We start from the raw sequence: 21,680 nt of genomic DNA, 5'->3' as shown, positions 1-21,680 counted from the left end.
GGGCCGTTCTCATCGGAGCATGCGTCGTCCGGTGACCGTGACCGCCGCCTCCGCGATCGCGTTGCTGGGCGCCGGGGCCGTGGGGCTGCGCACCCTCATCGCCCGCCAGGCGGCGATCGCACGGCGCCGCATCGGCAAACCGCTGGGGGAGCAGGCGCTCGACGCCGACCGGGTCTGGCGACGCAAGAAGCACCCGGGGCCCCCGGTCGAGCTGCTGCTGCTCGGCGATTCGATCGCGGCCGGCTTGGGCGCCGCACATCGGCGCGACACCCTCGGGGCGCGTCTGGCCAAGGGCATCGCCCGCTCGGCCGGGCGACCGGTGCGGTTGCGGACCGAGGCGGTCGTGGGGTCGGAGACCTCGGCGTTGGTCGGACAGCTCGCGGCGCTGCCCGAGGGGTACCGTCCGGATGCCGCGGTCATCGTGGTCGGCGGGAACGACGTGACGCACCGCATCCCGGCCTCCCGCTCCGCGGGGCAGCTCGAGGAGATCGTGCGCGCGCTCCGGGGGAGCGGAATCCCGGTCGTCGTGGGCACCTGCCCCGACCTCGGCACGCTGCGGGCGATCCCGCAGCCGCTCCGGGCGCTGGCCGCGCGATCGTCGCGGCAGCTGGCCGCCGCGCAGGCCGCGGCCGTGCACCGGTCCGGAGGTCGCGTCGTCGCGCTGGCGCGAGCGGTGGGGCCGGTCTTCGCCGAGCGTCCCGACGAGATGTTCAGCGTCGACCGCTTCCACCCGAGCGCCCTGGGGTACCGCCGTACCGCGGAGGCGCTGCTGCCGGCGGTCCTCGCGGCGCTGAAGGTCGCGCCGGTCGTGGTCAGGGCGGAGCGCTGAGGGCTGCGGGGGACCGGGTCCCGGCTCCCGCATAGCTTCTCGGCCTAGCGTTCCCTCACGCCTCCCGTCGATGTCTTCCTCCGCACCTGGCGCGCCGATCCCCTCACGCTCGGCGTGCTGCTCGTGGCATCCACGGCCTATCTGCTCGCCGTGCGGCGGTCGCGTCGCCGGGGAGAGCCCTGGCCGCTCCGGCGCACGATCGGCTTCTTCGCCCTCGGGCTGCTGCCGTACGCCGTGATCGAGCTCGGATTCCTCGGCGTGTACTCGGGGCAGCTGCGGTGGGCGTTCTCGACCCGCATCGCGCTGCTGATCTTCGCCGTCCCCGCCGGGATCGCCGCCGGACGCCCGCTCGACCTCGTCCCCCGGGGTGTGCGCGAGCGCTTCCTGGCCGCACGGGTCACGCGCGTCTTCGGCAACGCGATGGTGGCCACCGTGGTCATCGCCGCGGTGTTCTGCCTCTTCCTCACGCCGGTGGCCGGCATCCTGCGCGTGAATTCCGTCGTCGAGGCATCTCTCGGCGTCGTCGTGCCGCTCGTGGGGGCGGCGATGGTGCTGCCCATGATGGCGCTCGGCGCGGTCCACACCGGCACGTTCATCGCGATCGAGTTCCTGCTCGCGTTCGTCGAGCTGCTCATCGACTCGGTGCCGGGGCTGCTGATGCGCCTGAACGACTCGGTGCTGGATCTCGTCCCGGATGCCGCGCAGGCGGTGTCGTGGTGGCCGTCGCTGCTGCACGACCAGCACCTCGCGGGCGACATGATCTGGTTCATCGCCGAGTTCGCCGACGTGCCGATCCTCATCATCCTCATGATCCGGTGGATGCGGTCGGACCGCGTCGAGGCGAAGGGCTTCGACGACCTCACCGACGACGAGTACGACGAGATGACCCGCGCGCACCTCCGCGGCGAGCGTTGACCCGCATCCTCCGCCGCGCCAGGGTGGAGGGGTGCCCACCTCCGACGACGTCGATGCGTTCCTGACCGAGACGCTCGTCGGCTCCGACCCCGCGCTGGACGCGGCGCTGCGCGCACAGCACGACGCCGGCATGCCCGCCATCGAGGTCGCGCCGGTGAACGCGAAGTTCCTGCACCTGCTCGCGCGTATCGCGGGCGCTCGCCGCGTGCTCGAGATCGGCACCCTCGGCGGATACTCCACCATCTGGCTCGCCCGGGCCGTGGGGGCGGACGGGCGCGTCGTGACGATCGAGGCCGAACCGGACAACGCCGCCGTCGCGCGGGCGAACCTGGAGCGGGCGGGAGTGGCCGGGCGCGTCGACATCCTGCTCGGTCGCGGCACCGACGTGCTGCCGACTCTCGACGGGGGAGACCCCTTCGACCTCGTCTTCATCGACGCCGACAAGGAGTCGAACACCAGATACCTCGACTGGGCTGCGCGCCTGGGCCGTCCCGGCACGGTCGTCGTGCTCGACAACGTCGTGCGCGGGGGAGAGGTGGCGGATGCCGGGACCGCCGACTCGAAGGTGCAGGGTGCGCGTCGGGGCGTCGAGATGCTCGGAAGCGACCCGCGCTTCGACGCGACGGCGTTGCAGACCCTCGATCGCAAGGGGTGGGACGGGATCGCGGTGGCGATCGTCGTCGACCCCACGCCCGGCGGGACGGGTCACTAGACTCGACGGTGGACCGACGACGCTCCACCCTCTTCCACCCAAGAACCAACGAGGAGTCCTTCGTGGCACTTATCGAGGCTGTCAACGCGCGCGAGATCCTGGATTCGCGCGGTAACCCGACCGTCGAGGTGGAGGTGCTCCTCGACGACGGAATCGTCCAGCGGGCGGCCGTCCCCTCCGGCGCGTCCACCGGCGCGTTCGAGGCCTACGAGCTGCGCGACGGCGACAAGAGCCGGTACGGCGGCAAGGGCGTGCTCAAGGCCGTCGCCGCGGTCGTCGACGAGCTCGGCCCCGCCATCGAGGGCGTCGAGGCCAGCGAGCAGCGCATCATCGACGAGATCCTCATCGAGACCGACGGCACCGAGAACAAGTCGCGCACCGGCGCCAACGCCATCCTCGGCGTCTCGCTCGCCGTCGCCAAGGCCGCCGCCGACAGCGCCGATCTGCCGCTGTTCCGCTACCTCGGCGGACCGAACGCGCACCTGCTGCCCGTCCCGCTGTTCAACGTCATCAACGGCGGCGAGCACGCCGACAACGGCATCGACTTCCAGGAGTTCTTCCTCGCGCCCATCGGCGCCGACACCTACGGCGAGTCGCTGCGCTGGGGCACCGAGGTCTACCACGTCCTCAAGGGCGAGCTGAAGTCCGCGGGCTACAACACCGGTCTCGGCGACGAGGGCGGCTTCGCCCCCGACCTGCCCAGCAACCGCGAGGGCCTCGACTTCCTCATCCGTGCGATCGAGAAGGCCGGCTTCACCCCCGGCAAGGACATCGCCGTCGGCCTCGACGTCGCCGCCACCGAGTTCTACAAGGACGGCGTGTACACCGTCGAGGGCAAGGAGTGGAGCGTCGACACGCTCGTCGACTACTTCGCCGACCTCGTCGCGAACTTCCCGATCGTCACGATCGAGGACGCCCTCGCCGAAGACGACTGGGACGGCTGGAAGAAGCTGACGGATGCCATCGGCTCCAAGGTGCAGCTCGTCGGCGACGACCTGTTCGTCACCAACCCCAAGCGCCTGCAGCAGGGCATCGACCTCGGTGTCGCCAACTCGCTGCTGGTGAAGGTGAACCAGATCGGCACCCTGTCCGAGACGCTCGACGCGATCTCGCTGGCGACCCGCTCGGGCTACACCTCGATGCTCTCGCACCGCTCGGGCGAGACCGAGGACACCACGATCGCCGACCTCGCCGTCGCGGTCAACGCCGGCCAGATCAAGACCGGTGCCCCGGCGCGCAGCGAGCGCGTCGCGAAGTACAACCAGCTGCTGCGCATCGAGGAAGACCTCGGCGACGCCGCGGTCTTCGCGGGCCGCTCGGCGTTCCCCCGTTTCAAGGGCTGAGCGTCTGACATCCGAGGAGGGGGAGCCCACGGGCTTCCCCTCCTTCGTCGTTTCCGGGCGACGACGATGTCGCCCCGCGGGGTGGGGACGCGTTCGCGAGCCCGACCTCGTGGCATCCGCTTCAGGTGGCGCGCGCGGCGGCCGACCCCGTGGCACCGGCCACCGAGCACGCGGCGTGGCCCACCGGGAACGCCGAGACCGCCGACGTAGACTCGCCTGCGGTCCGGGCATGCGTGCACCGGCTGATGAGAGGGGATGGACGTGGACCGACCGACACTGCCTCCCCGCAAGACGACCGCCCCCCGGCCGCCCGCCGGGAAGAAGGCGCCGCGCCGCCAGCCCGATCCGACCGCCTCGCGGCGCCCGACGGCCCCGCCCCGGTCGGTGAGCGGACCGCGCGTCGACGTGCGCGAGTGGCTCGGGAAGGTGCGCATCTCGGGTTTCGTCGTGATCATGCTGGGTCTGGTCGTGCTGGGCACCTTCGTGCTCGTGCCCACCGTCGGCACATACATGGATCAGCGCCAGCAGATCCAGGCACTGCGCAGCGCCGTCGCCCTCAGCCAGTCGGAGGTCGCCGACCTGCAGACGCAGCGCGAGCGGTGGTCGGACCCGGCGTACATCCGCACCCAGGCGCGTGAGCGGCTGGGGTACACCTTCCCCGGCGAGGTCGTCTACCTGATCGACAACGATCTGCCCGCCTCCGCGACGCCCCAGGAGCAGGCCGACGTCAGCGAAGACGTCGGGCAGACGCGCACCGACTGGATGGCGCAGCTCGTGCGCTCGGTGGCTGCGTCCGGTGCGGCGCAGGTGGCCGTCCCGTCGCTCCAGATCGGCGTGCCCGACCCTGCCCCGACCGAGGCGCCGGCCGGCTGATCGCCCCTCAGTCGCCCCCGGATGCCGGGTCCAGCCGCCGCCGCGCCGGGGCGCCGCCCGTACCGGGTGCGGTGTCGGACGCGCCGGGTACCCTGTCAGGGATGACTACCGCACCTCTTCCCCCCGCTTCCGACGCCGACCTCGCCGTTCTGCAGGCGCAGCTCGGCCGTGTTCCGCGCGGGGTCATCGGCATCGCCGCGCGATGCGTGTGCGGTAATCCGACCGTGGTGGCGACCTCGCCGCGGCTCGACGACGGCAGCCCGTTCCCGACCTTCTACTACTTGACGCACCCCGCAGCGACCGCGGCGATGTCGGTGCTCGAGGCCGGCCACGTGATGAAGGAGTTCTCCGACGAACTCGCCTCCGACGAGGAGCTGCAGCAGGACTACCGTCTCGCGCACGAGGCCTACCTGCGCGACCGCGCGGCGTACGGCGAGCCCGAGGAGATCGCGGGCATCTCGGCGGGGGGGATGCCGACACGCGTGAAGTGCCTGCACGCTCTCGCCGGGCACGCCCTGGCGGCCGGCCCGGGCGTCAACCCGATCGGGGACCGGGCTCTCGAGCGCGGCACCTGGTCGCCCGATCGCTGCGTCTGCGAAAGCCCCGGGGCCGGCGGATGAAGCGCGTCGTCGCAGCCGTGGCATCCGTCATCCTGATGGCGGTGATGACCGGTGCGACGGCGTCTCCCGCGGCGACACAGGGCCCAGTGCCGGAAGACCCCACCGACTCGGTGCGCGCGTCGGAGTACTGGCTCGACCAGTACGGCGTGCGGGAGGCCTGGAAGACCACGCGCGGCGCGGGGCAGAAGATCGCCATCATCGACACCGGGATCGCCCGCGGTCCCGCCGAGTTCACCGGCGCGGTGGCCGGCGGCACCGACGTCTCCGGCGTGGGTGCGTCCGACGGGCGCACGCCGGTGGGAGCGGTGGATGCCAACCACGGCAGCTGGGTCGCCTCGCTCGCCGCGGCGCGCGGCACGGGCAACGGACGCGGCATGATCGGCGTGGCGCCCGAGGCCGAGCTGCTGTCGATCTCGGTCGGATTCGGCGCGTCGAGCACGAAGCCGTTCTCGGAGCAGATCGCCGAGGCGATGACGTGGGCGGTCGACAACGGCGCGACCGTCATCAACCTCTCGCTGACCACCAACACCCTCGACTGGGACACCAGTTGGGACACCGCGTTCGAGTACGCCTTCGATCACGACGTGGTCGTGGTCGTCGCCGCAGGCAACCGGGGGAGCGGCACCGACCGCGTGGGCGCCCCGGCGACCATCCCGGGCGTCCTCGCGGTGGGCGGCGTCGACCCGAACGGCACCGCGAGCAGCAGCGCCTCCACCCAGGGCATCACGATCGGGCTGTCCGCCCCCAGCGAGCGACTCATCGGCGTCTCCTCCGACGGCACCCTCGTCGGCTGGAACGGGACGAGCGGGGCGGCGCCGATCGTCGCGGGCATCGCCGCGCTGGTGCGCTCGGCCCACCCCAACCTCGACGCGAACAACGTGCTCAACCGGCTGATCCAGACCGCGAAGCCCGCGGCCGGGGCGACGAGCGTTCCCGACAAGCTGTACGGCTACGGACTGGTGGATGCCGCCGGCGCGGTGTCGGCGAGGGTCGATACCGTCAGCGAGAACCCGCTGGGCAGTCTGAAGGAGTGGATCCGCCTCTACCGTCGCGCCGACGCGGAGCCGGCGCCCGAACCGACGGCGAGCCCTGTCGAGATCCCCGCTCTGCCGCCGGTGGAAAGCGCACCCGAGGCCGGTTCGCCTCTGCTGCCTTCACGCGATAGCGTGCTCTACGGATCGCTGCCGCTCGGGGGTGCCACGCTGGCCGCTATAATGATTGCGCTCGGCGTCAGTGCTGCTGCCCGGCGAATCCGACAGGCGCGCACCTCCCGCGAGCCGAGCCGCACCACAAACGAGGAGTCCCTCCCATCGTGACCACTACCGTGCCCAGAATCCTCATCGTCGGTGGGGGCTACGCAGGTTTCTACACCGCCTGGAAGCTCGAGAAGCTCCTCGGGCGAGGCGAGGCCGAAGTCACGCTCGTCGACCCGCTGCCGTACATGACGTACCAGCCGTTCCTTCCCGAGGTGGCCGCCGGCGAGATCGAGCCGCGCCACGTCGTGGTCGGCCTGCGCCGCCACCTCAAGCGCACCACCGTCATCGCGGGCAAGGTCACGGGCATCTCCCACGCGACCAAGACCGCCACGATCACCCCGATCGCGGGCGACGAGACCTTCGAGCAGGGCTACGACCAGATCGTCGTGACCGCCGGTGCCGTCTCGCGCACGTTCCCGATCCCCGGCATCGCCGACAACGCGATCGGTCTCAAGACCATCGAAGAGGCCGTGGCCATCCGCGACCGCCTCACGTCGAACTTCGACAAGGCGTCGGTGCTGCCCGCCGGTCCCGAGCGCGACCGCCTTCTGACGGTCGTGGTCGTCGGTGGCGGTTTCGCCGGCATCGAGGTGTTCGCCGAGCTGCGCGCCTACGCGTCGTCGCTGCTGAAGCAGTACCCCACGCTGTCGTTCGACGACACGCACTTCCACCTCATCGAGGCCATGGGCCGCATCATGCCCGAGGTGTCGCAGAAGACGAGCGAGTGGGTGCTCGCCGACCTCGCGAAGAAGGGTGCCTTCGTGCACCTCGACACGCAGGTCAAGGGCGCCGTGGACGGCGTCATCGAGCTGTCCACCGGTGAGCAGCTGCCCACCGACCTCATCATCTGGACCGCGGGCGTCATGGCGAACCCCACGGTGGTGCGCGGCAGCGACCTCCCCGTCGAGGAGCGCGGTCGCATCCGCACCCGTCCCGACCTGCGCGTCGGCACCGACGAGGAGATCGTCGAGGGTGCCTGGGCCGCCGGTGACGTCTCGGCCGTTCCCGACCTGTCGGGTGGCGGCGTCGGCGGGTTCTGCGTTCCCAACGCACAGCACGCGGTGCGTCAGGGCAAGCTGATGGCGAAGAACCTCGTGGCCGTGCTGCGCGGTGAGGAGCCCAAGCAGTACAACCACAAGAACCTCGGCGCCGTCGCCGGTCTGGGCCTGTACAACGGCGCGTTCCAGTCGGGCAACATCGCCCTGACCGGTCTGATCGCCTGGTTCGCCCACCGCGGTTACCACGGTCTGGCCATGCCCACGTGGGAGCGCAAGTTCCGCGTGATCGGCGACTGGATGCAGAACTTCGTCCACGGCCGTGAGGTCGTGTCGCTCGAGGCCGTGCAGAAGCCCCGCGCGGCGTTCGAGGAGTTCGCGGCACGCCCGCGCCCGGCGGCTCCCGCGGCCGACGCCCCGGCCCCGGCCGAGAAGAAGGCCGAGCCCGTCGCGGCGAAGTAACGTCATCGGTTTCGAGACCCCCGTGCCCCGTGTGGGTGCGGGGGTTTCGGCGTTGAAGATTGCCGCCGTCTGACGCCGCGGGCGCGCCGAGGCGCGGCCGTTCTACGGACGTCGTGACGGGCGCGCCGGGTCGCGGCATCCGGGTTCGTCGGTGAAGGCCGCTGTCCGCGGGACGACGGCCACGCTGCCACCCCGCGCTACGGTGGATGCCGGGCCCCCGTAGCCCAATGGCAGAGGCAGGCGACTTAAAATCGCTTCAGTGTGGGTTCGAGTCCCACCGGGGGTACGGCATCCATCGCATCCGCTGGGAGTCGCCGCCCGGCTCCGTCACGCCGCCCGGCCCGCCGTTACACTGAAGGGCAATCTCTCGAACGGAGTGTGGGGACTTATGTGGGAGTGGCTCGTACCGGTCATCGTGATCGTCGGCATCCTGGTCATTGCCGGCATCTACCTGTGGGCCACCTACAACGCCCTCGTCTCGCTCAACGTGCGCGTCGATGAGGCGTGGAGTGACATCACGGTACAGCTCAAGCGTCGCGCCGATCTGCTGCCCAACCTCATTGAGACGGTGAAGGGCTATGCGGCGCACGAGAAGGCGGTGTTCGAGAACGTCACCCGCGCCCGCGCCGAGACGCTGAACGTCGAGAGCCCCGCCGAGGCGGGTGTCGCCGAGGGCCACATGCAGCAGGCGCTGAAATCGCTGTTCGCCGTGGCCGAGGCCTACCCGCAGCTGCAGGCGAGCCAGAACTTCCTCAAGCTGCAGCAGGCCATCGTCGACACAGAAGACAAGATCCAGGCCTCTCGCCGGTTCTACAACGGCGGTGTGCGCGAGCTCAACACCAAGATCAAGGTGTTCCCGAACAACCTCTTCGCCCGTCAGCTCGGTTTCCACGAGCGTGAGTTCTTCGAGGTCATCGACGGCGCGGCCATCTCCGAGCCGCCTCGCGTGCAGTTCTGACCTTCTCGCAGATGCGCCCTCTCCGCTCGTCGGAGGGGGCGCATCTCACGTGGAGCGCCCGTCGGGGTGCTCGTGCCGCTCGGCCGAGAGCGCGCCGGCGATCGCGTCGGCGGCGTCTCCCCATCGCGACACCGTCACCCGCTCCAGGCCCTGCCACCGCGCGGCGGTGCGCAGCTCGGCGGCGACGCGCTCCGCGGCATCCGGGGAGACGCCGTGCTCCCACCACGCCGACTGCACCCGCAGGGTACTCGCCCCGCGGTCGGCTTTGAGGTCGAGGCGGCCCACGACGTCGTCGCCGACGAGCACCGGAAGCGAGTAGTAGCCGAATCGGCGCTGCGGTGCCGGGGTGTAGATCTCGATGCGGTAGTCGAAATCGAAGAGGCGCTCGGCGCGATCGCGGAACCACACGACGGGATCGAACGGCGTGAGCAGCGCGGTGGCGTCGACCGTGCGGGGCCGTGCCGCGTCGCGATGCAGCCATGCCTTGGCGGGGCGGCCTGCGATGGACCATCCCTCGACCTGCACGGGCTGGAGCTCGCCCGCGTCGACGAGGTCGTGGATGGCCGCCATGACCGCCGGTCGATCGCGGATGCGCCAGTAGTCGGCCAGGTCGGACGCCGTCGCCACGCCGTAGGCCGCCGCCGCCCTCCGAACGAGCTCGGGGATGGCATCGGCCCGGGGCACGGGCGTCTCGAGCGCGGCCGCAGGCAGCACGTCGGATGCCAGAGCGTACCGTCGCTCGAATCCGCGGCGCCCCGCGATGGCCACCTCGCCGAACAGCCACAGGCGCTCAAGGCCGTTCTTGACGTCGTCCCAGCCCCACCACGACCCGCGAGAGCCACGGCGGGCGTCGTGATCGATCTGCGCGGGCCGCAGCGGCCCCCGCTCGGCGAGTTCGTCGCGCAACCACTGCAGGAGGGGCTCGTTGGCCCGCGCCCACGCGTCGTCGCCGTACTTGCGGCGCAGGTCGTCGCGGCGGAACTGCAGGAGCGGCCAGTCGTCCGCGGAGACGAGGGATGCCACGTGCGCCCACGACTCCACCCAGCGCGGGCGGCGCGAGAAGGCGAGGGCGTCGAGGAGGGCCGTGTCGTAGGCACCGAGGCGCGCGAACAACGGCATGTAGTGCGAGCGGGAGAAGACGTTGACGGAGTCGATCTGCAGGATGCGCATGCGACGCAGGGTCGCTGTGATCTGGCGCGTGCCGACCGTCTCGGGCCGCGGTCTCGCGAAGCCCTGGGCGGCGAGGGCGATGCGGCGCGCATCGGCGCGACGGAGCGTCGTGGTCATGCCTTTCACCGTATCCACCGCCTCCGACATCCAGCGTTCGCCGGGGGTGCGCGGCGGTAGGCTGACGGGATGAGTGGAACCGATCCCGAACCCCGCGGATCGTTCCTCGACGCCCTTAAGCGGCGCACCGTCTCCAGCGACCTTCAGCCCCCGGTCCCTCCGGCGCTTCGTCAGGCCACCGCGTACGCCTGGCGGTTGCTCGTGATCGCCGCCGCTCTCGGCGTCGTGATCTTCCTCGTCATCCAGCTGAAGCTCCTCGTGGTGCCCCTGCTCGTGGCGATCCTGGTGACCGCGCTGGTGTGGCCCGCGTTCTCCTTCCTCCTGCGCCACCGGTGGCCCAAGTGGCTCGCCATCGTCGTGACGGTGCTCGGCACCATCGCCCTCATCTCCGGACTCGTCTGGCTGGCCGTCTGGCAGATCACGCGCGAGTTCGGGTCGGTCCGAGAGCGCACGGTCGACGCCGTCTCGCAGTTCCGGCAGTACCTGATCGACGGGCCCCTGCACCTGAGCGCGCAGCAGATCGACGACGGTCTGCGGCAGGCCGGTACCTTCCTGCAGCAGCAGGCCGAGGTGCTGTGGACGGGCGCCCTCGCCATCGGGACGACTCTCGGCCACGTCGGCACGGGAGTGCTGCTGACTTTGTTCATCCTGCTGTGCCTGCTCGCCGACGGCGGGGGGATCTGGCGGTGGACCACGCGCCTGTTCCCCCGTGTCGCCCGACCGGCGGTCGACGGCGCGGGTCGCGCGGGCTGGCGGACCGTCAAGAGCTATGCCCGCACGCAGTTGCTCGTGGCCACCATCGATGCGATCGGCATCGGGCTCGGCGCGTTCCTCCTCGGTGTTCCGCTCTCGATCCCGATCGGCGTGCTCGTGTTCCTGGGCGCGTTCATCCCGTTCGTGGGAGCCGTGGCCACCGGGGCCCTGGCGGTGTTCATCGCCCTCGTCTACAACGGTCCGCTCGTCGCGTTGTTCATGCTGATCGTCGTCCTCGGCGTCCAGCAGATCGAGAGCCACGTGCTGCAGCCGATCCTCATGGGCTCCGCAGTCAAGGTGCATCCTCTCGCCGTCGTGCTCGTCGTCGCCGGCGGCGCGATGATCGGCGGGATCGCCGGTGCCCTGTTCGCCGTGCCCCTCGCGGCCTTCGTCAACGTCGTCGCCGTCTACCTCAGCTCGAAGGCCTGGCAGCACGACGGGCAGGCCCTGGCATCCCGAGATCTCATCTGGCAGACCGTCCCGCGTGAGCGCGGAAGGAGATCATGAACGACACTCCCACCCTGGCCGAGTTCGAGGATGCCGCGCAGGCTCTGCGCGGCATCATTACGCGCACGCCCCTCGACGAGTCGCTTCACCTGACCGACCTGCTCGGCGTGCCCGTCAACCTCAAGCTCGAGAACCTGCAGCGCACCGGCTCGTTCAAGATCCGCGGGGCGACATACCGGCTGTCGCGCCTGACGGCCGAGGAGCGCGCCCGCGGAGTCGTGGCCGCGTCGGCCGGCAACCACGCGCAGGGTGTCGCTCTGGCGGCGCAGCAGCTCGGGATCGCGGCGACGATCTTCATGCCCCTGGGTGTTCCCGTGCCCAAGCTCCTCGCGACGCGCGGCTACGGCGCCGAGGTGATCCTCGAGGGGGCGACGGTCGAGACCCCGCTCCGTCTGGCCGCGGAATTCGCCGAGCGCACCGGAGCGGTACTCATCCATCCGTTCGACCACCGCGACATCGTGGTGGGGCAGGGGACGCTGGGGCTCGAGCTGGTCGAGGACATGCCCGACCTCGAGACCGTCATCGTCGGTATCGGCGGCGGCGGGCTGGCCGCGGGTGTCGCGGCGGCGGTCAAAGCGCGGGCGGCCGCGGAGGGGCGCCAGGTGCGCGTCATCGGCGTCCAGGCGCACAACTCCGCCGCCTATCCCTCCTCTCTCGCCGCCGGGTACCCGATGCAGGTCGAGACCACCCCGACCATCGCCGACGGCATCGCCGTCGCGCGGCCGGGCGACCTCCCGTTCGAGCTCATCCGGCAGTACGTGGACGAGGTCGTCACGGTCACCGAGGACGACATCGCCCGCGCTCTGCTCGTGCTGCTCGAGCGCGCCAAGCAGGTGGTCGAGCCGGCCGGCGCCGTGGGTGTCGCGGCGATCCTCGCGGGCAAGGTCAGGGCGAGCGGTCCCACCGTCACGATCCTCTCGGGCGGCAACATCGACCCGCTGCTGCTGCAGCGCGTCGTGGCGCACGGGCTGTCGGCATCCGGTCGCTATATGTCGCTGCGCATTCCGCTTCCCGACCGCCCGGGCCAGCTGGCCCGCGTCTCGGAGCTCCTCGCGCAGGTGGGGGCGAATGTCATTGAGGTGCTGCACACGCGGCACGGGCAGGGGCTGCAGATCAGCGAGGTGATCCTGCAGCTGAGCGTCGAGACGCGCGGCGCCGAGCACCGCGCGCTGGTCATCAAGACGCTCGAGGATGCCGGCTTCGTCGCGACCGTCGTCCCGGACTGACGTCGGCGGACGTCGAGCTCGTCATCCGCGCTGAGGGATCGGTGCGGCGGAGATCGTCGTCGGCGGCCTCGGCGATCTGCGCTCGTTTGCCGTGAGGGTCGTGGCTCGGGCTACAGCGGGGTAGATCCCTGAGCGTGGCAGATTTCTGGTGGGGCCTCGTGGGGGTTGCAGCGTCGGCGATCTGCACTCGGTCAGTTGGAGGGCCGTGAGTCGGGCTGAGGGGAGGCAGATTGCTGAGCCTGGGCGACTGACCCGCAGGGGCGGATCGCGGAGCGTGGGCGGATCGCGGAAGTGGGCAGCCGACGGACCGAGGGCACATGCTCGGGCGGGGGTGGATCGCTCGAGCGACGGGCATTGGTGCCGTCGTGCGCGGCAGGCCGCCCCGAACGCCGCGAGCCGCCACCCCGGTGGCGGGGGAGCGGCTCGCGGGCGGACCGGGCTTACTGGCCCGAGTAGGTCTCGACCTTGACGATCTCGACCGAGATCTCCTTGCCGTTGGGCGCGGTGTACGAGCCCTTGTCGCCTTCCTTGAGGCCGAGGATGGCGGCCCCGAGAGGCGAGGCTTCGCTGTAGACGTCGAGCTCCGAATTGGCGGCGATCTCGCGGTTGCCGAGGAGGAACTTCTCCTCGCCGCCGGCGACGACGGCGGTGACGACGGTTCCCGACTCCACGACACCGTGGCTCTCGGGGGCCTCGCCGACCTTGGCATCTTTCAGCAGCTGCTGCAGCGTGCGGATGCGCGCCTCCTGCTTGCCCTGCTCGTCCTTCGCGGCGTGGTAGCCGCCGTTCTCCTTGAGGTCGCCCTCTTCGCGAGCGGCCTCGATGCGCTTGGCGATCTCCTCGCGACCCGTGGTCGAGAGGTGCTCGAGCTCGTTGGCCAGGCGGTCGTAGGCGTCTTGCGTGAGGAACGTCACCTGAGCGTCGTTGGACACGGTTACTCCTTCGTCGAGGCGCTGACGGCGGGCGGTGTCGGGCCGTCGGCGGGGGATATGTCGAACGCCCCGGCATCGTGCCGGGGCGCGTCGTGATTCCGCGAGTTTACGGCACCCAGCAGGCGTTGACAAAACCCGTGGTCGCGAGCGACAGCGTCGGAATCTCCTCGGTGAAAGCCCGCGTGTGGTCCTCGGATGCCGGGTACTCGACGACGCGCCAGCCCACGGTTCCGTGCTCTTCGTCGCGGGCCTCGAGGGCGCACGCGACGGGTCGGCCGGTGGGCGCGGTGATCTGGAACGTGGCGGTGACGGTGCGGTCGTCCACCACGGTGTAGCCGGTGTCGGCGGCGGTCACCGAGTTCAGGCTGCTCGAGACCGTCGTCCAGCCCAGGAAGCCGATCGCGCCGAGGGCGAGGACGCCCACGATGGACCAGCCGACGATACGTCGTCGCGGAGAGCGCGTGCGCCCGTAGCGGTCGTCGAGTCGGGCGTGCGTCGTCATGCTCTCTCCGGGCTTTAGGCTGGACTTCCAGGCTACGCGCTTCCGCCCGGATAGAAGGTCTCCATGCACCCCGTGATCGTCGCTCTCGCGACAACGCCCTCCCCGGCCGTCACCCCCGACGAGTCGATCGTCACGCCCGGGCCGCTCGGATTCGCCGCGATCGCCTTCATCGGCATCGCCGTGTTCCTCCTCGTGTGGGACATGCTGCGTCGCATCCGTCGCGGCCGCTACCGCGAAGAGGTCAACGCGGAACTGGACGCCGAGGAGCAGGCGCTCGCAGCGGAGCGGGCCAGCGACGTCGACGACGAGGACATCGACCCGGCCGCTCCGCGCCGCTGACCCGCGGCCGCGAGCCCGCGGCATCCGGAGCCTCCGAATCAGTCGCCAGGAACGGTCGCTCGGAAGCGACGTGATCCGGCGACTCTGCGGTCAGCCCCCGTGATACGCCGGAGCGAGGGCGATCAGCAGGCACGCGGTCCAATGGCAGAGGAACGCCAGGACCGTGCAGACGTGGAAGATCTCGTGGAACCCGAAGTGCCCGGGCCAGGGGTTGGGCTTCTTCAGGGCGTAGATGATGGCGCCCGCGGTGTAGAGCAGGCCGCCCACGACGACGAGCACCATCATGGCGACGTTCGCCGCCAGCAGGTCGCCGAGGTACATCACCGCCGCCCAGCCCAGGGCGAGGTAGAGGGCGACGTAGAGCCAGCGGGGGGCGTTGATCCAGAACACCCGGAACAGGATGCCGAGCAGCGCGCCGCCCCACACGATCGACAGCAGCAGCACGGTCTTCGGTGTGGGCAGGGCCAGCACCGCGAGCGGTGTGTAGGTGCCGGCGATGAGCAGCAGGATGTTCGCGTGGTCGATGCGCTTGAGCACCGCCAGGGTCCGCGGCTTCCAGTGGAAGCGGTGGTACAGCGCGGAGTTGCCGAACAGCAGCATCGAGGTCGCCATGAACACCGCGGCGGCCCACTTGCCGGGAGCGCCCTGCGCGAGGGCAATGAGCACGATCCCGGCGGCGATCGCGACGGGGAACGTGCCGGCGTGGATCCAGCCGCGCCAGGTCGGCTTCAGCTCGGCCTGCGCCCCCACGGCTCCCGCCTCGAGCAGCGGGAGCTGGGGCATCTCGGGTCCGTCGGCCGGGGTTCGGGGGATCACTCCTCGACAGTACGTCCGCTCCCATGCCCCGGGAGGAACATGGGGGCAGCGCTCACCTTTCCCCCAGGAAGCACCACCCGATCCGATGCGGTCGGAGGCGCCCGACGCGGTAGCGTAGGCGGGTGGCGCGCGTGTGGAAGAACGAGGGGCGGGGACCGCTCTACCGTCTCTACATCTCGCGCCTACGTCGTCGCATGCCGGCCACCGTGCCGCACCACGTCGCCATGATGATCGACGGCAACCGGCGCTGGGCACGGCAACTCGGCTACGACAGCGCCGCGCACGGACATCGCGCCGGAGCGGCCAAGATGCACGAGTTCCTGCGCTGGTGCGACGATCTCGGCATCGAGGTGGTCTCGCTCTACCTCCTCTCGAACGACAACCTCGTCAAGCGCGACAGCAAAGAGCTGCAGGATCTGCTCGAGATCATCGCCGAGCTCGCCGGCGAGCTCTCGCGCGAGCCCGACTGGCGCGTCCAGCACGTCGGGCGGGCGGAGGGCCTGCCGCCGGAATTGGCCGAGGTGCTGCACGAGGCCACCGAGCGCACGCGCGGTCACAAGGGTCTGCACGTGAATCTCGCCGTCGGCTACGGAGGGCGCAGCGAGATCGTGGATGCCGTCCGGTCGATCATCGTCAAGCACGACGAGTCGGGCGGGTCGCTCGAGGAGCTCGCCGACAGCCTCACTCCGGAGCAGATCGGCGAGCACCTGTACACCGGCGGTCAGGCCGACCCCGATCTCGTGATCCGTACCTCGGGAGAGCAGCGCCTGAGCGACTTCCTGCTCTGGCAGTCCGCCCACTCGGAGTTCTACTTCGTCGAGGCGCTCGGCCCCGACCTGCGCGAGGTCGACTTCCTTCGGGCGATCCGCGACTTCGCGGCGCGCGACCGCCGCTTCGGGCAGTAGCCCGGGCCGACACGCGACGCCGGGTTCTCGGCATCCGGTGAACGATCTGCGACCGGCGAAGGCCGCGAACGCGCTGTTCACGAACTCGTCATATTCGCGGCGTGTTAACGACCCGCGTGGGTGTCGCGGGGTCGTACGGTGATCACATCGGACACGGAGTCCGGTCGAGTCGACCTTCGGATCGCGACTCGTGACCCACAGGTCGACTCGTGACAACCGGGTGCATCACCCGGGTCGGGAGTGGGTTGTGACTGCACGAGCACCGTACGACCAGCGTCACGTCGTCGAGAGCACCGAGTCCGAAGCCGGAGCCGATCAGGCCCTGCGCACATACGTCCTGGACACCTCCGTCCTGCTGAGCGACCCGCGGGCGTTCTTCCGCTTCGCGGAGAACTCCGTGGTGATCCCCGTCGTGGTGATCATGGAGCTCGAGGGCAAACGTCACGACCCCGAGATCGGCTATTTCGCCCGCCAGGCCCTGCGCCACCTCGACGAACTGCGCATCGAGCACGGGCGTCTCGATTTCCCCGTGCCGGTCGGCGACGAGGGCACGCTCCGCGTCGAGCTGAACAACACCGACCCGTCCGTCCTGCCGTCCGGAATGCGCACCGGCGGCAACGACAGCCGTATCCTCGCGGTGGCCATGAACATCGCCAAGGACGGCGTCGAGGTCACCGTGGTGTCGAAAGACCTGCCGATGCGCGTGAAGGCGGCATCCCTGGGTCTCGCGACGGAGGAATACCTCGCCGAGCAGGCGATGGACTCGGGCTGGACCGGGATCGCCTCGATCGACGTCTCGGGCGACGAGATCACCGACCTCTACGAGAGTGAGGTCGCCGTCAGCGACGCGGTGGTGGGACTCCCGGTGAACACCGGGCTCATCATCCACTCGGAGCGGGGATCGGCCCTGGGCCGCGTGACGGGCAAGGGGCAGTACCGCCTCGTGCGCGGCGACCGCGACGCCTTCGGGCTGCACGGGCGCTCGGCGGAGCAGCGGATCGCCCTCGACCTGCTGCTCGATTCCGAGGTCGGCATCGTCTCTCTCGGCGGCCGGGCCGGCACCGGGAAGTCGGCGCTCGCCCTGTGTGCGGCGCTCGAAGCCGTGCTCGAGCGCCAGCAGCAGAAGAAGATCATCGTGTTCCGCCCGCTCTTCGCGGTCGGCGGGCAGGAGCTGGGCTACCTCCCGGGTGACCAGGCCGAGAAGATGGGCCCGTGGGGTCAGGCGGTGTTCGACACGCTGGGTTCGGTGGTCTCGGGCAACGTCCTCGAAGAGGTGCTGGCGCGGGGGCTCCTCGAGGTGCTGCCGCTGACGCACATCCGCGGTCGTTCGCTGCACGACGCGTTCGTGATCGTCGACGAGGCGCAGTCGCTCGAGCGCAACGTGCTGCTCACGGTGCTCAGCCGCATCGGACAGAACTCCCGCGTGGTGCTCACCCACGACGTCGGGCAGCGCGACAACCTGCGCGTGGGGCGTCACGACGGCGTCGCCTCGGTGATCGAGACGCTCAAGGGTCACGGGCTGTTCGGGCACGTCACGCTCACGCGCTCGGAGCGCTCGGCCATCGCCGCGCTGGTGACGGAGCTGCTGGAGGCCGGCGAACTGTCGTGAACCACGGAGGAGGGCCGGGATGCCGTGGCATCCCGGCCCTCCTCCGTGCGCGAGCCGGGTTGCCAAAGCGTGCCGCGAAGCGCTGCAGATGAGAGGGTTCTCATCTTGGGCTCTCCGGCTTCTCACGAACGCCAGACAGAGTGGTCACATCGGCGAGGGAGACCTCGCCACCGCCCCGGCGGTTCCCCCTAAGAAAAAACGAGGTCCGTTCGCGCAGGTCACCGCTCTTCGGGTGAGTCGGAAGACCACCGACGCGATCTCTCTCGAAAACCCCCGGTCGATCCCCCCGCCGGGGGTTTTCGGGGGTTCGGGCTCACTCCCAGCGGTAGCCGGCTCCGCGCACGGTGACGATGTGGGCGGGCCCCACTTTGGCTCGCAGGTAGCGGACGTACACGTCGACGACGTTCGACGTCGGGTCGAAATCCAGGCCCCAGACCCGGCTCAGCAGCTGCTCGCGCGAGAGCACTTGGCCCGCGTGACGGATGAACTCCTCCGCGAGGGCGAATTCGCGGGCGCTGAGATCGACCTCGCGGCTGCCCACCGTCGCGCGGCGGGCGAGGACGTCCAGCGACACGTCGCCGTGCGCCACCGTGATCGTGCCGAGGGTGACGGGCTCGCGCAGCCGGGACCGCACGCGGGCCAGGAGCTCGTCGAACTTGAACGGCTTCGCGACGTAGTCGTTCGCTCCCGCGTCGAGACCGTCGACGGTGTCGCGCGTGCTGGTCCGAGCCGTGAGCATGATGACCGGCAGGGTGGAGCCCTGACCGCGCAGGCTCCGCAGCACCTCGAAGCCGTCGAGAGAGGGCAGCCCGACGTCGAGGAGCACGAGGTCGACCTCGCCGGAGAGGGCCGTGTCGAGCGCGTCGGCGCCGTCATCGACGATGAGCGTCTGGTAACCGGCCGACTCGAGGCCCTTCGCCACGAACGCGGAGATGCGGTCTTCGTCCTCGGCGATGAGGATGCGGGTCATCCGGTGGCCTCTCTCTGCATGACGACGTCGCCGGCGCGCACGGGCGTCGGCAGCGCGGCGGGGGACTGCGCTCCCGTGAGCGGGATATGCAGCGTGAAGGTGGCGCCGCCTCCCGGCGTGTCGCCGATGGAGCAGTGACCGTCGTGCGCCTTGGCGATGGCATCCACGATCGAGAGCCCGAGCCCCGAGCCGTCGACGCCGCGCCGCGTCGACAGGCGGTCGAACCGCCGGAACACCCGATGCCTCGCGGCCGGGGGGATGCCGGGACCGTGGTCGCGGATCCACAGGTGCGCGGCGGTGTCGTCAGCGGTGCTGCCGATCTCGATCGGTGTCGCCTCGGGGGTGTACTTCGCGGCGTTGTCGGCGAGCTGCAGCCACGCCTGGACCAGGCGGTCGGCGTCGCCCGCGATGCGCACGCGTGCGCGCTGCGCCACGCTCCAGGGGTGACCCGGGAGAGCGGCGGCGAGCTCCGCGACGCGGTCGGTCAGAGCGGCGACGTCGATCACCTCGGACGACAACGCATTGGCCTCGACGTCGGCGAGCGTGTCGATGTCGTCGACCAGACGAGTGAGGCGGTCGAGCTCGGCGATCCCGAGCTGACGCGTCTCCTCGACGTCGTGCGGATCGGCCGGGTCCATCATCTCGAGGTGGCCGCGGACGATGGTGATCGGCGTCTTCAGCTCGTGGCGCACGTCGTCGAGCAACTGACGCTGCGCCTCGACAGACATCGCGAGGCGGTCGAGCATGGAGTTGACCGACGTGGTCAGATCGGAGATCTCGTCGTTGCCGTGCGCGCGCAAGCGCGTGCCGAGGTCGTCGATCGTGATCGAGTCCGCTGTGTCGCGCAAACGCCTCAGGGGGGAGAAGAGCCGTCCGGTGACGAACCACCCGACCGCGCCCACCACGACGAGCACGGCGAGGGCCGTGGAGGCATAGGTGACGGAGGACAACGCCACCAGCTCCATGCGCTGGTCGATCGAGATGACCTGCACGACATAGCCGCCGGATGCCGCCGCAGCGGCGTACATGACCGGTCCTCGGGTGCTGTCGAGGCGGCCGGCGAGGCGCCCGTCGGTGATCGCGCGATCGAGCGCGTCGACGAGCCCCTGGTCATCCCCGACGGCGAGACCGGGGGGTGACGGGGTCGCGGCGAGCACGCGCGCGCCGTCGACGGCGAGAGTGCCGTCGGTGCGGCCGGGGATCACCGCGTCGACGAGGTCGGCCGCGGTCTCGTCGCTGGTGGCGACCGTGGCGACGAACCCGTCGAGCTGGCGCTGCGCGTTGGCGAGCACCCGGTCGCGCTGGACGAGGAAGGTGACCCCGCCCGCGACGATCATGCCGAGAAGCACGACGCCGAGGAGCGCCCCGAGGAGTCGCGCCCGCGTCGAGACAGGTCTCGTCGCGGGGCTCATCCTTCGATTATGGCGCGCCTCGGCGTCGGAGGTGGTGCGTGTCGATTCAGCCCGGGTGGGTCATCGACAGCAGGTCGAGCTTCGCGTCGAGCACCTCTTCGGTGATCTCGCCGCGCTCCACGAAGCCGAGGTCGATGACGGCCTCGCGGACGGTGATGCCTTTCGCCACGGAGTGCTTGGCGATCTTGGCGGCCGCTTCGTACCCGATGACCTTGTTCAGCGGCGTCACGATCGACGGCGACATCCCGGCGAACGCCTCGGCACGGCCGACGTTGGCTTCGAGGCCGTCGATGGTCTTGTCGGCGAGCACGCGCATCGCGTTCGAGAGGAGGCGGATCGATTCCAGCAGCGCGGTGCCCATGACGGGGATGGCCACGTTGAGCTCGAACGAACCGGACGCGCCGGCCCAGGCGACGGTGGCGTCGTTTCCGATGACGCGGGCGCACACCATGAGGGTGGCCTCGGGCACGACGGGGTTCACCTTGCCGGGCATGATCGAGGAGCCGGGCTGCAGGTCGGGGATGTGGAGCTCGCCGAGACCGGTGTTCGGGCCCGAACCCATCCAGCGGATGTCGTTGTTGATCTTCGTCAGCGACACCGCGATCGTGCGGAGGGCGCCGGAGGCCTCGACGAGTCCGTCGCGGTTGGCCTGCGCCTCGAAGTGGTCCTTCGCCTCGGTGATGGGCAGCTCGGTCTCTTCCGCGAGCAGCTCGATGACCTTCTGCGGGAAGCCGAGGGGCGTGTTGATCCCGGTGCCGACGGCGGTGCCGCCGAGGGGCACCTCGCCCACGCGGGGGAGGACCGCCTGCACGCGCTCGATGCTCAGACGCATCTGCCGCGCGTAGCCGCCGAACTCCTGACCGAGCGTGACGGGAGTGGCATCCATCAGGTGGGTGCGACCCGACTTCACGATGCCCTTCCAGGCATCGGCCTTGGCCTCGAGGGCGACCGAGAGGTGCTCGAGTGCCGGGATGAGGTCGGTGATGAGCGCCTGGGTCACGGCGATGTGGACCGAGGTCGGGAAGACGTCGTTCGACGACTGTGAGGCGTTGACGTGATCGTTGGGGTGGACGGTCGACCCCAGGATGCCGGTGGCCAGCGTCGCCAGCACCTCGTTCATGTTCATGTTCGACGACGTGCCGCTACCGGTCTGGTACGTGTCGACGGGGAAGTGCGCGTCGTGGCGGCCCGTGACGACCTCGTCGGCGGCCTGCGCGATCGCGTCGGCGATGGCGCCGTCGAGCGTGCCGAGGTCTTTGTTGGCGAGCGCCGCGGCCTTCTTGATGCGCGCCAGGGCGGCGATCTGGGTCGACTCGAGACCCTTGCCCGAGATCGGGAAGTTCTCGACCGCGCGCTGGGTCTGCGCGGCGTACAGGGCGTCCTTGGGTACCCGCACCTCACCCATGGTGTCGTGTTCGATGCGGTACTCGGTGTCGGTCACGTCGTCGTTCCTCCAGGT

Annotated in this window: 21 protein-coding genes and 1 tRNA gene; 15 read left to right on the top strand and 7 right to left on the bottom strand. The window is 70.4% G+C overall.

The genetic code is table 11. The features are described 5' to 3' along the window. Nucleotides 1–19: 19 nt before the first annotated feature. The 10 genes from ACFZA2_RS12720 (at nt 20) to ACFZA2_RS12675 (ending at nt 8,963) form a co-directional block, all read left to right on the top strand. The gene (locus tag ACFZA2_RS12720) at nt 20–829 is read left to right on the top strand and encodes an SGNH/GDSL hydrolase family protein (protein WP_391405246.1); all 810 of its coding nucleotides are present in this window, start codon (nt 20–22) and stop codon (nt 827–829) included. A 123-nt stretch (nt 830–952) separates the two neighbouring features. Continuing rightward, nucleotides 953–1,744: a cytochrome c oxidase assembly protein gene (locus tag ACFZA2_RS12715; protein ID WP_391405243.1), complete on the top strand. Its 792-nt coding sequence runs from the start codon at nt 953–955 to the stop codon at nt 1,742–1,744. A 31-nt stretch (nt 1,745–1,775) separates the two neighbouring features. Then, on the top strand, nt 1,776–2,456 hold the full coding sequence (locus ACFZA2_RS12710) for an O-methyltransferase (RefSeq protein WP_391405240.1): 681 nt from the start codon (nt 1,776–1,778) through the stop codon (nt 2,454–2,456). Nucleotides 2,457–2,518: 62 nt separating this feature from the next. Further along, a complete protein-coding gene (gene eno, locus ACFZA2_RS12705; RefSeq protein ID WP_391405237.1) occupies nt 2,519–3,799 on the top strand; it encodes a phosphopyruvate hydratase in 1,281 nt (426 codons plus the stop codon). 255 nt (nt 3,800–4,054) lie between these two features. Further along, entirely contained in the window at nt 4,055–4,672 is a 618-nt protein-coding gene (locus tag ACFZA2_RS12700; RefSeq protein WP_391405234.1) for a septum formation initiator family protein, read from the top strand. 101 nt (nt 4,673–4,773) lie between these two features. Continuing rightward, a complete protein-coding gene (locus ACFZA2_RS12695) occupies nt 4,774–5,292 on the top strand; it encodes a DUF501 domain-containing protein (protein WP_315995289.1) in 519 nt (172 codons plus the stop codon). Next, the gene (locus ACFZA2_RS12690; protein WP_391405230.1) at nt 5,289–6,608 is read left to right on the top strand and encodes a S8 family serine peptidase; all 1,320 of its coding nucleotides are present in this window, start codon (nt 5,289–5,291) and stop codon (nt 6,606–6,608) included. Before ACFZA2_RS12695 ends, ACFZA2_RS12690 begins: the two co-directional genes overlap by 4 nt. Continuing rightward, on the top strand, nt 6,605–8,005 hold the full coding sequence (locus ACFZA2_RS12685; RefSeq protein ID WP_391405227.1) for an NAD(P)/FAD-dependent oxidoreductase: 1,401 nt from the start codon (nt 6,605–6,607) through the stop codon (nt 8,003–8,005). The genes ACFZA2_RS12690 and ACFZA2_RS12685 overlap by 4 nt, the downstream gene beginning before the upstream one ends. Before the next feature lie 213 nt (nt 8,006–8,218). Continuing rightward, a tRNA-Leu gene (locus ACFZA2_RS12680) sits at nt 8,219–8,291 on the top strand. Between the two features lie 102 nt (nt 8,292–8,393). After that, on the top strand, nt 8,394–8,963 hold the full coding sequence (locus tag ACFZA2_RS12675; protein WP_315995292.1) for a LemA family protein: 570 nt from the start codon (nt 8,394–8,396) through the stop codon (nt 8,961–8,963). Nucleotides 8,964–9,008: 45 nt separating this feature from the next. Here ACFZA2_RS12675 and ACFZA2_RS12670 read toward each other — a convergent pair whose 3' ends face one another. Beyond that, on the bottom strand, nt 9,009–10,250 hold the full coding sequence (locus ACFZA2_RS12670; protein ID WP_391405223.1) for a winged helix-turn-helix domain-containing protein: 1,242 nt from the start codon (nt 10,248–10,250) through the stop codon (nt 9,009–9,011). Nucleotides 10,251–10,319: 69 nt separating this feature from the next. On the opposite strand from ACFZA2_RS12670, the gene ACFZA2_RS12665 reads away from it, so the two are divergent. Together ACFZA2_RS12665 and ilvA are read left to right on the top strand one after the other, a co-directional pair. Further along, nucleotides 10,320–11,510: an AI-2E family transporter gene (locus tag ACFZA2_RS12665; protein ID WP_315995294.1), complete on the top strand. Its 1,191-nt coding sequence runs from the start codon at nt 10,320–10,322 to the stop codon at nt 11,508–11,510. Further along, nucleotides 11,507–12,736, top strand: a complete 1,230-nt coding sequence (gene ilvA, locus ACFZA2_RS12660) for a threonine ammonia-lyase (RefSeq protein WP_363392254.1) — start codon at nt 11,507–11,509, stop codon at nt 12,734–12,736. Before ACFZA2_RS12665 ends, ilvA begins: the two co-directional genes overlap by 4 nt. Before the next feature lie 440 nt (nt 12,737–13,176). On the opposite strand, the gene greA is transcribed toward ilvA, so the two are convergent. Both greA and ACFZA2_RS12650 read right to left on the bottom strand, forming a co-directional pair. Beyond that, nucleotides 13,177–13,668, bottom strand: coding sequence for a transcription elongation factor GreA (gene greA / locus ACFZA2_RS12655; protein WP_295840371.1), 492 nt, complete (start codon nt 13,666–13,668; stop codon nt 13,177–13,179). Between the two features lie 106 nt (nt 13,669–13,774). Beyond that, nucleotides 13,775–14,170, bottom strand: coding sequence for a DUF4307 domain-containing protein (locus ACFZA2_RS12650; RefSeq protein WP_391405217.1), 396 nt, complete (start codon nt 14,168–14,170; stop codon nt 13,775–13,777). A gap of 63 nt (nt 14,171–14,233) precedes the next feature. Here ACFZA2_RS12650 and ACFZA2_RS12645 point away from each other — a divergent pair, with 63 nt between their 5' ends. Then, nucleotides 14,234–14,509 (top strand): hypothetical protein, encoded by a 276-nt coding sequence (locus ACFZA2_RS12645; RefSeq protein WP_315995297.1) that lies wholly within the window; start codon nt 14,234–14,236, stop codon nt 14,507–14,509. 90 nt (nt 14,510–14,599) lie between these two features. On the opposite strand, the gene ACFZA2_RS12640 is transcribed toward ACFZA2_RS12645, so the two are convergent. Beyond that, nucleotides 14,600–15,292, bottom strand: coding sequence for a hemolysin III family protein (locus tag ACFZA2_RS12640; protein ID WP_363392295.1), 693 nt, complete (start codon nt 15,290–15,292; stop codon nt 14,600–14,602). Nucleotides 15,293–15,456: 164 nt separating this feature from the next. On the opposite strand from ACFZA2_RS12640, the gene ACFZA2_RS12635 reads away from it, so the two are divergent. Continuing rightward, complete coding sequence (locus tag ACFZA2_RS12635; protein WP_391405323.1) at nt 15,457–16,230, top strand: isoprenyl transferase; 774 nt, start codon at nt 15,457–15,459, stop codon at nt 16,228–16,230. A 247-nt stretch (nt 16,231–16,477) separates the two neighbouring features. Then, nucleotides 16,478–17,839: a PhoH family protein gene (locus ACFZA2_RS12630; RefSeq protein ID WP_391405213.1), complete on the top strand. Its 1,362-nt coding sequence runs from the start codon at nt 16,478–16,480 to the stop codon at nt 17,837–17,839. A gap of 313 nt (nt 17,840–18,152) precedes the next feature. Here the strand turns inward: ACFZA2_RS12630 and ACFZA2_RS12625 are convergent, their stop codons facing one another. The 3 genes from ACFZA2_RS12625 to ACFZA2_RS12615 are packed head-to-tail and all read right to left on the bottom strand — an operon-like array spanning nt 18,153 to nt 21,662. Beyond that, the gene (locus ACFZA2_RS12625; RefSeq protein WP_363392250.1) at nt 18,153–18,809 is read right to left on the bottom strand and encodes a response regulator transcription factor; all 657 of its coding nucleotides are present in this window, start codon (nt 18,807–18,809) and stop codon (nt 18,153–18,155) included. Beyond that, the gene (locus ACFZA2_RS12620; RefSeq protein ID WP_391405209.1) at nt 18,806–20,221 is read right to left on the bottom strand and encodes a sensor histidine kinase; all 1,416 of its coding nucleotides are present in this window, start codon (nt 20,219–20,221) and stop codon (nt 18,806–18,808) included. Before ACFZA2_RS12620 ends, ACFZA2_RS12625 begins: the two co-directional genes overlap by 4 nt. A gap of 46 nt (nt 20,222–20,267) precedes the next feature. Then, nucleotides 20,268–21,662: a class II fumarate hydratase gene (locus ACFZA2_RS12615; protein ID WP_391405206.1), complete on the bottom strand. Its 1,395-nt coding sequence runs from the start codon at nt 21,660–21,662 to the stop codon at nt 20,268–20,270. Nucleotides 21,663–21,680 lie beyond the last annotated feature (18 nt).

It is taken from the genome of Microbacterium sp. NPDC007973 (assembly GCF_042958465.1).
Lineage (GTDB): Bacteria > Actinomycetota > Actinomycetes > Actinomycetales > Microbacteriaceae > Microbacterium > Microbacterium galbum.
The sequence above is the reverse complement of the archived record's forward strand: the minus strand, read 5'-3'. Positions and strand labels throughout refer to the sequence as shown.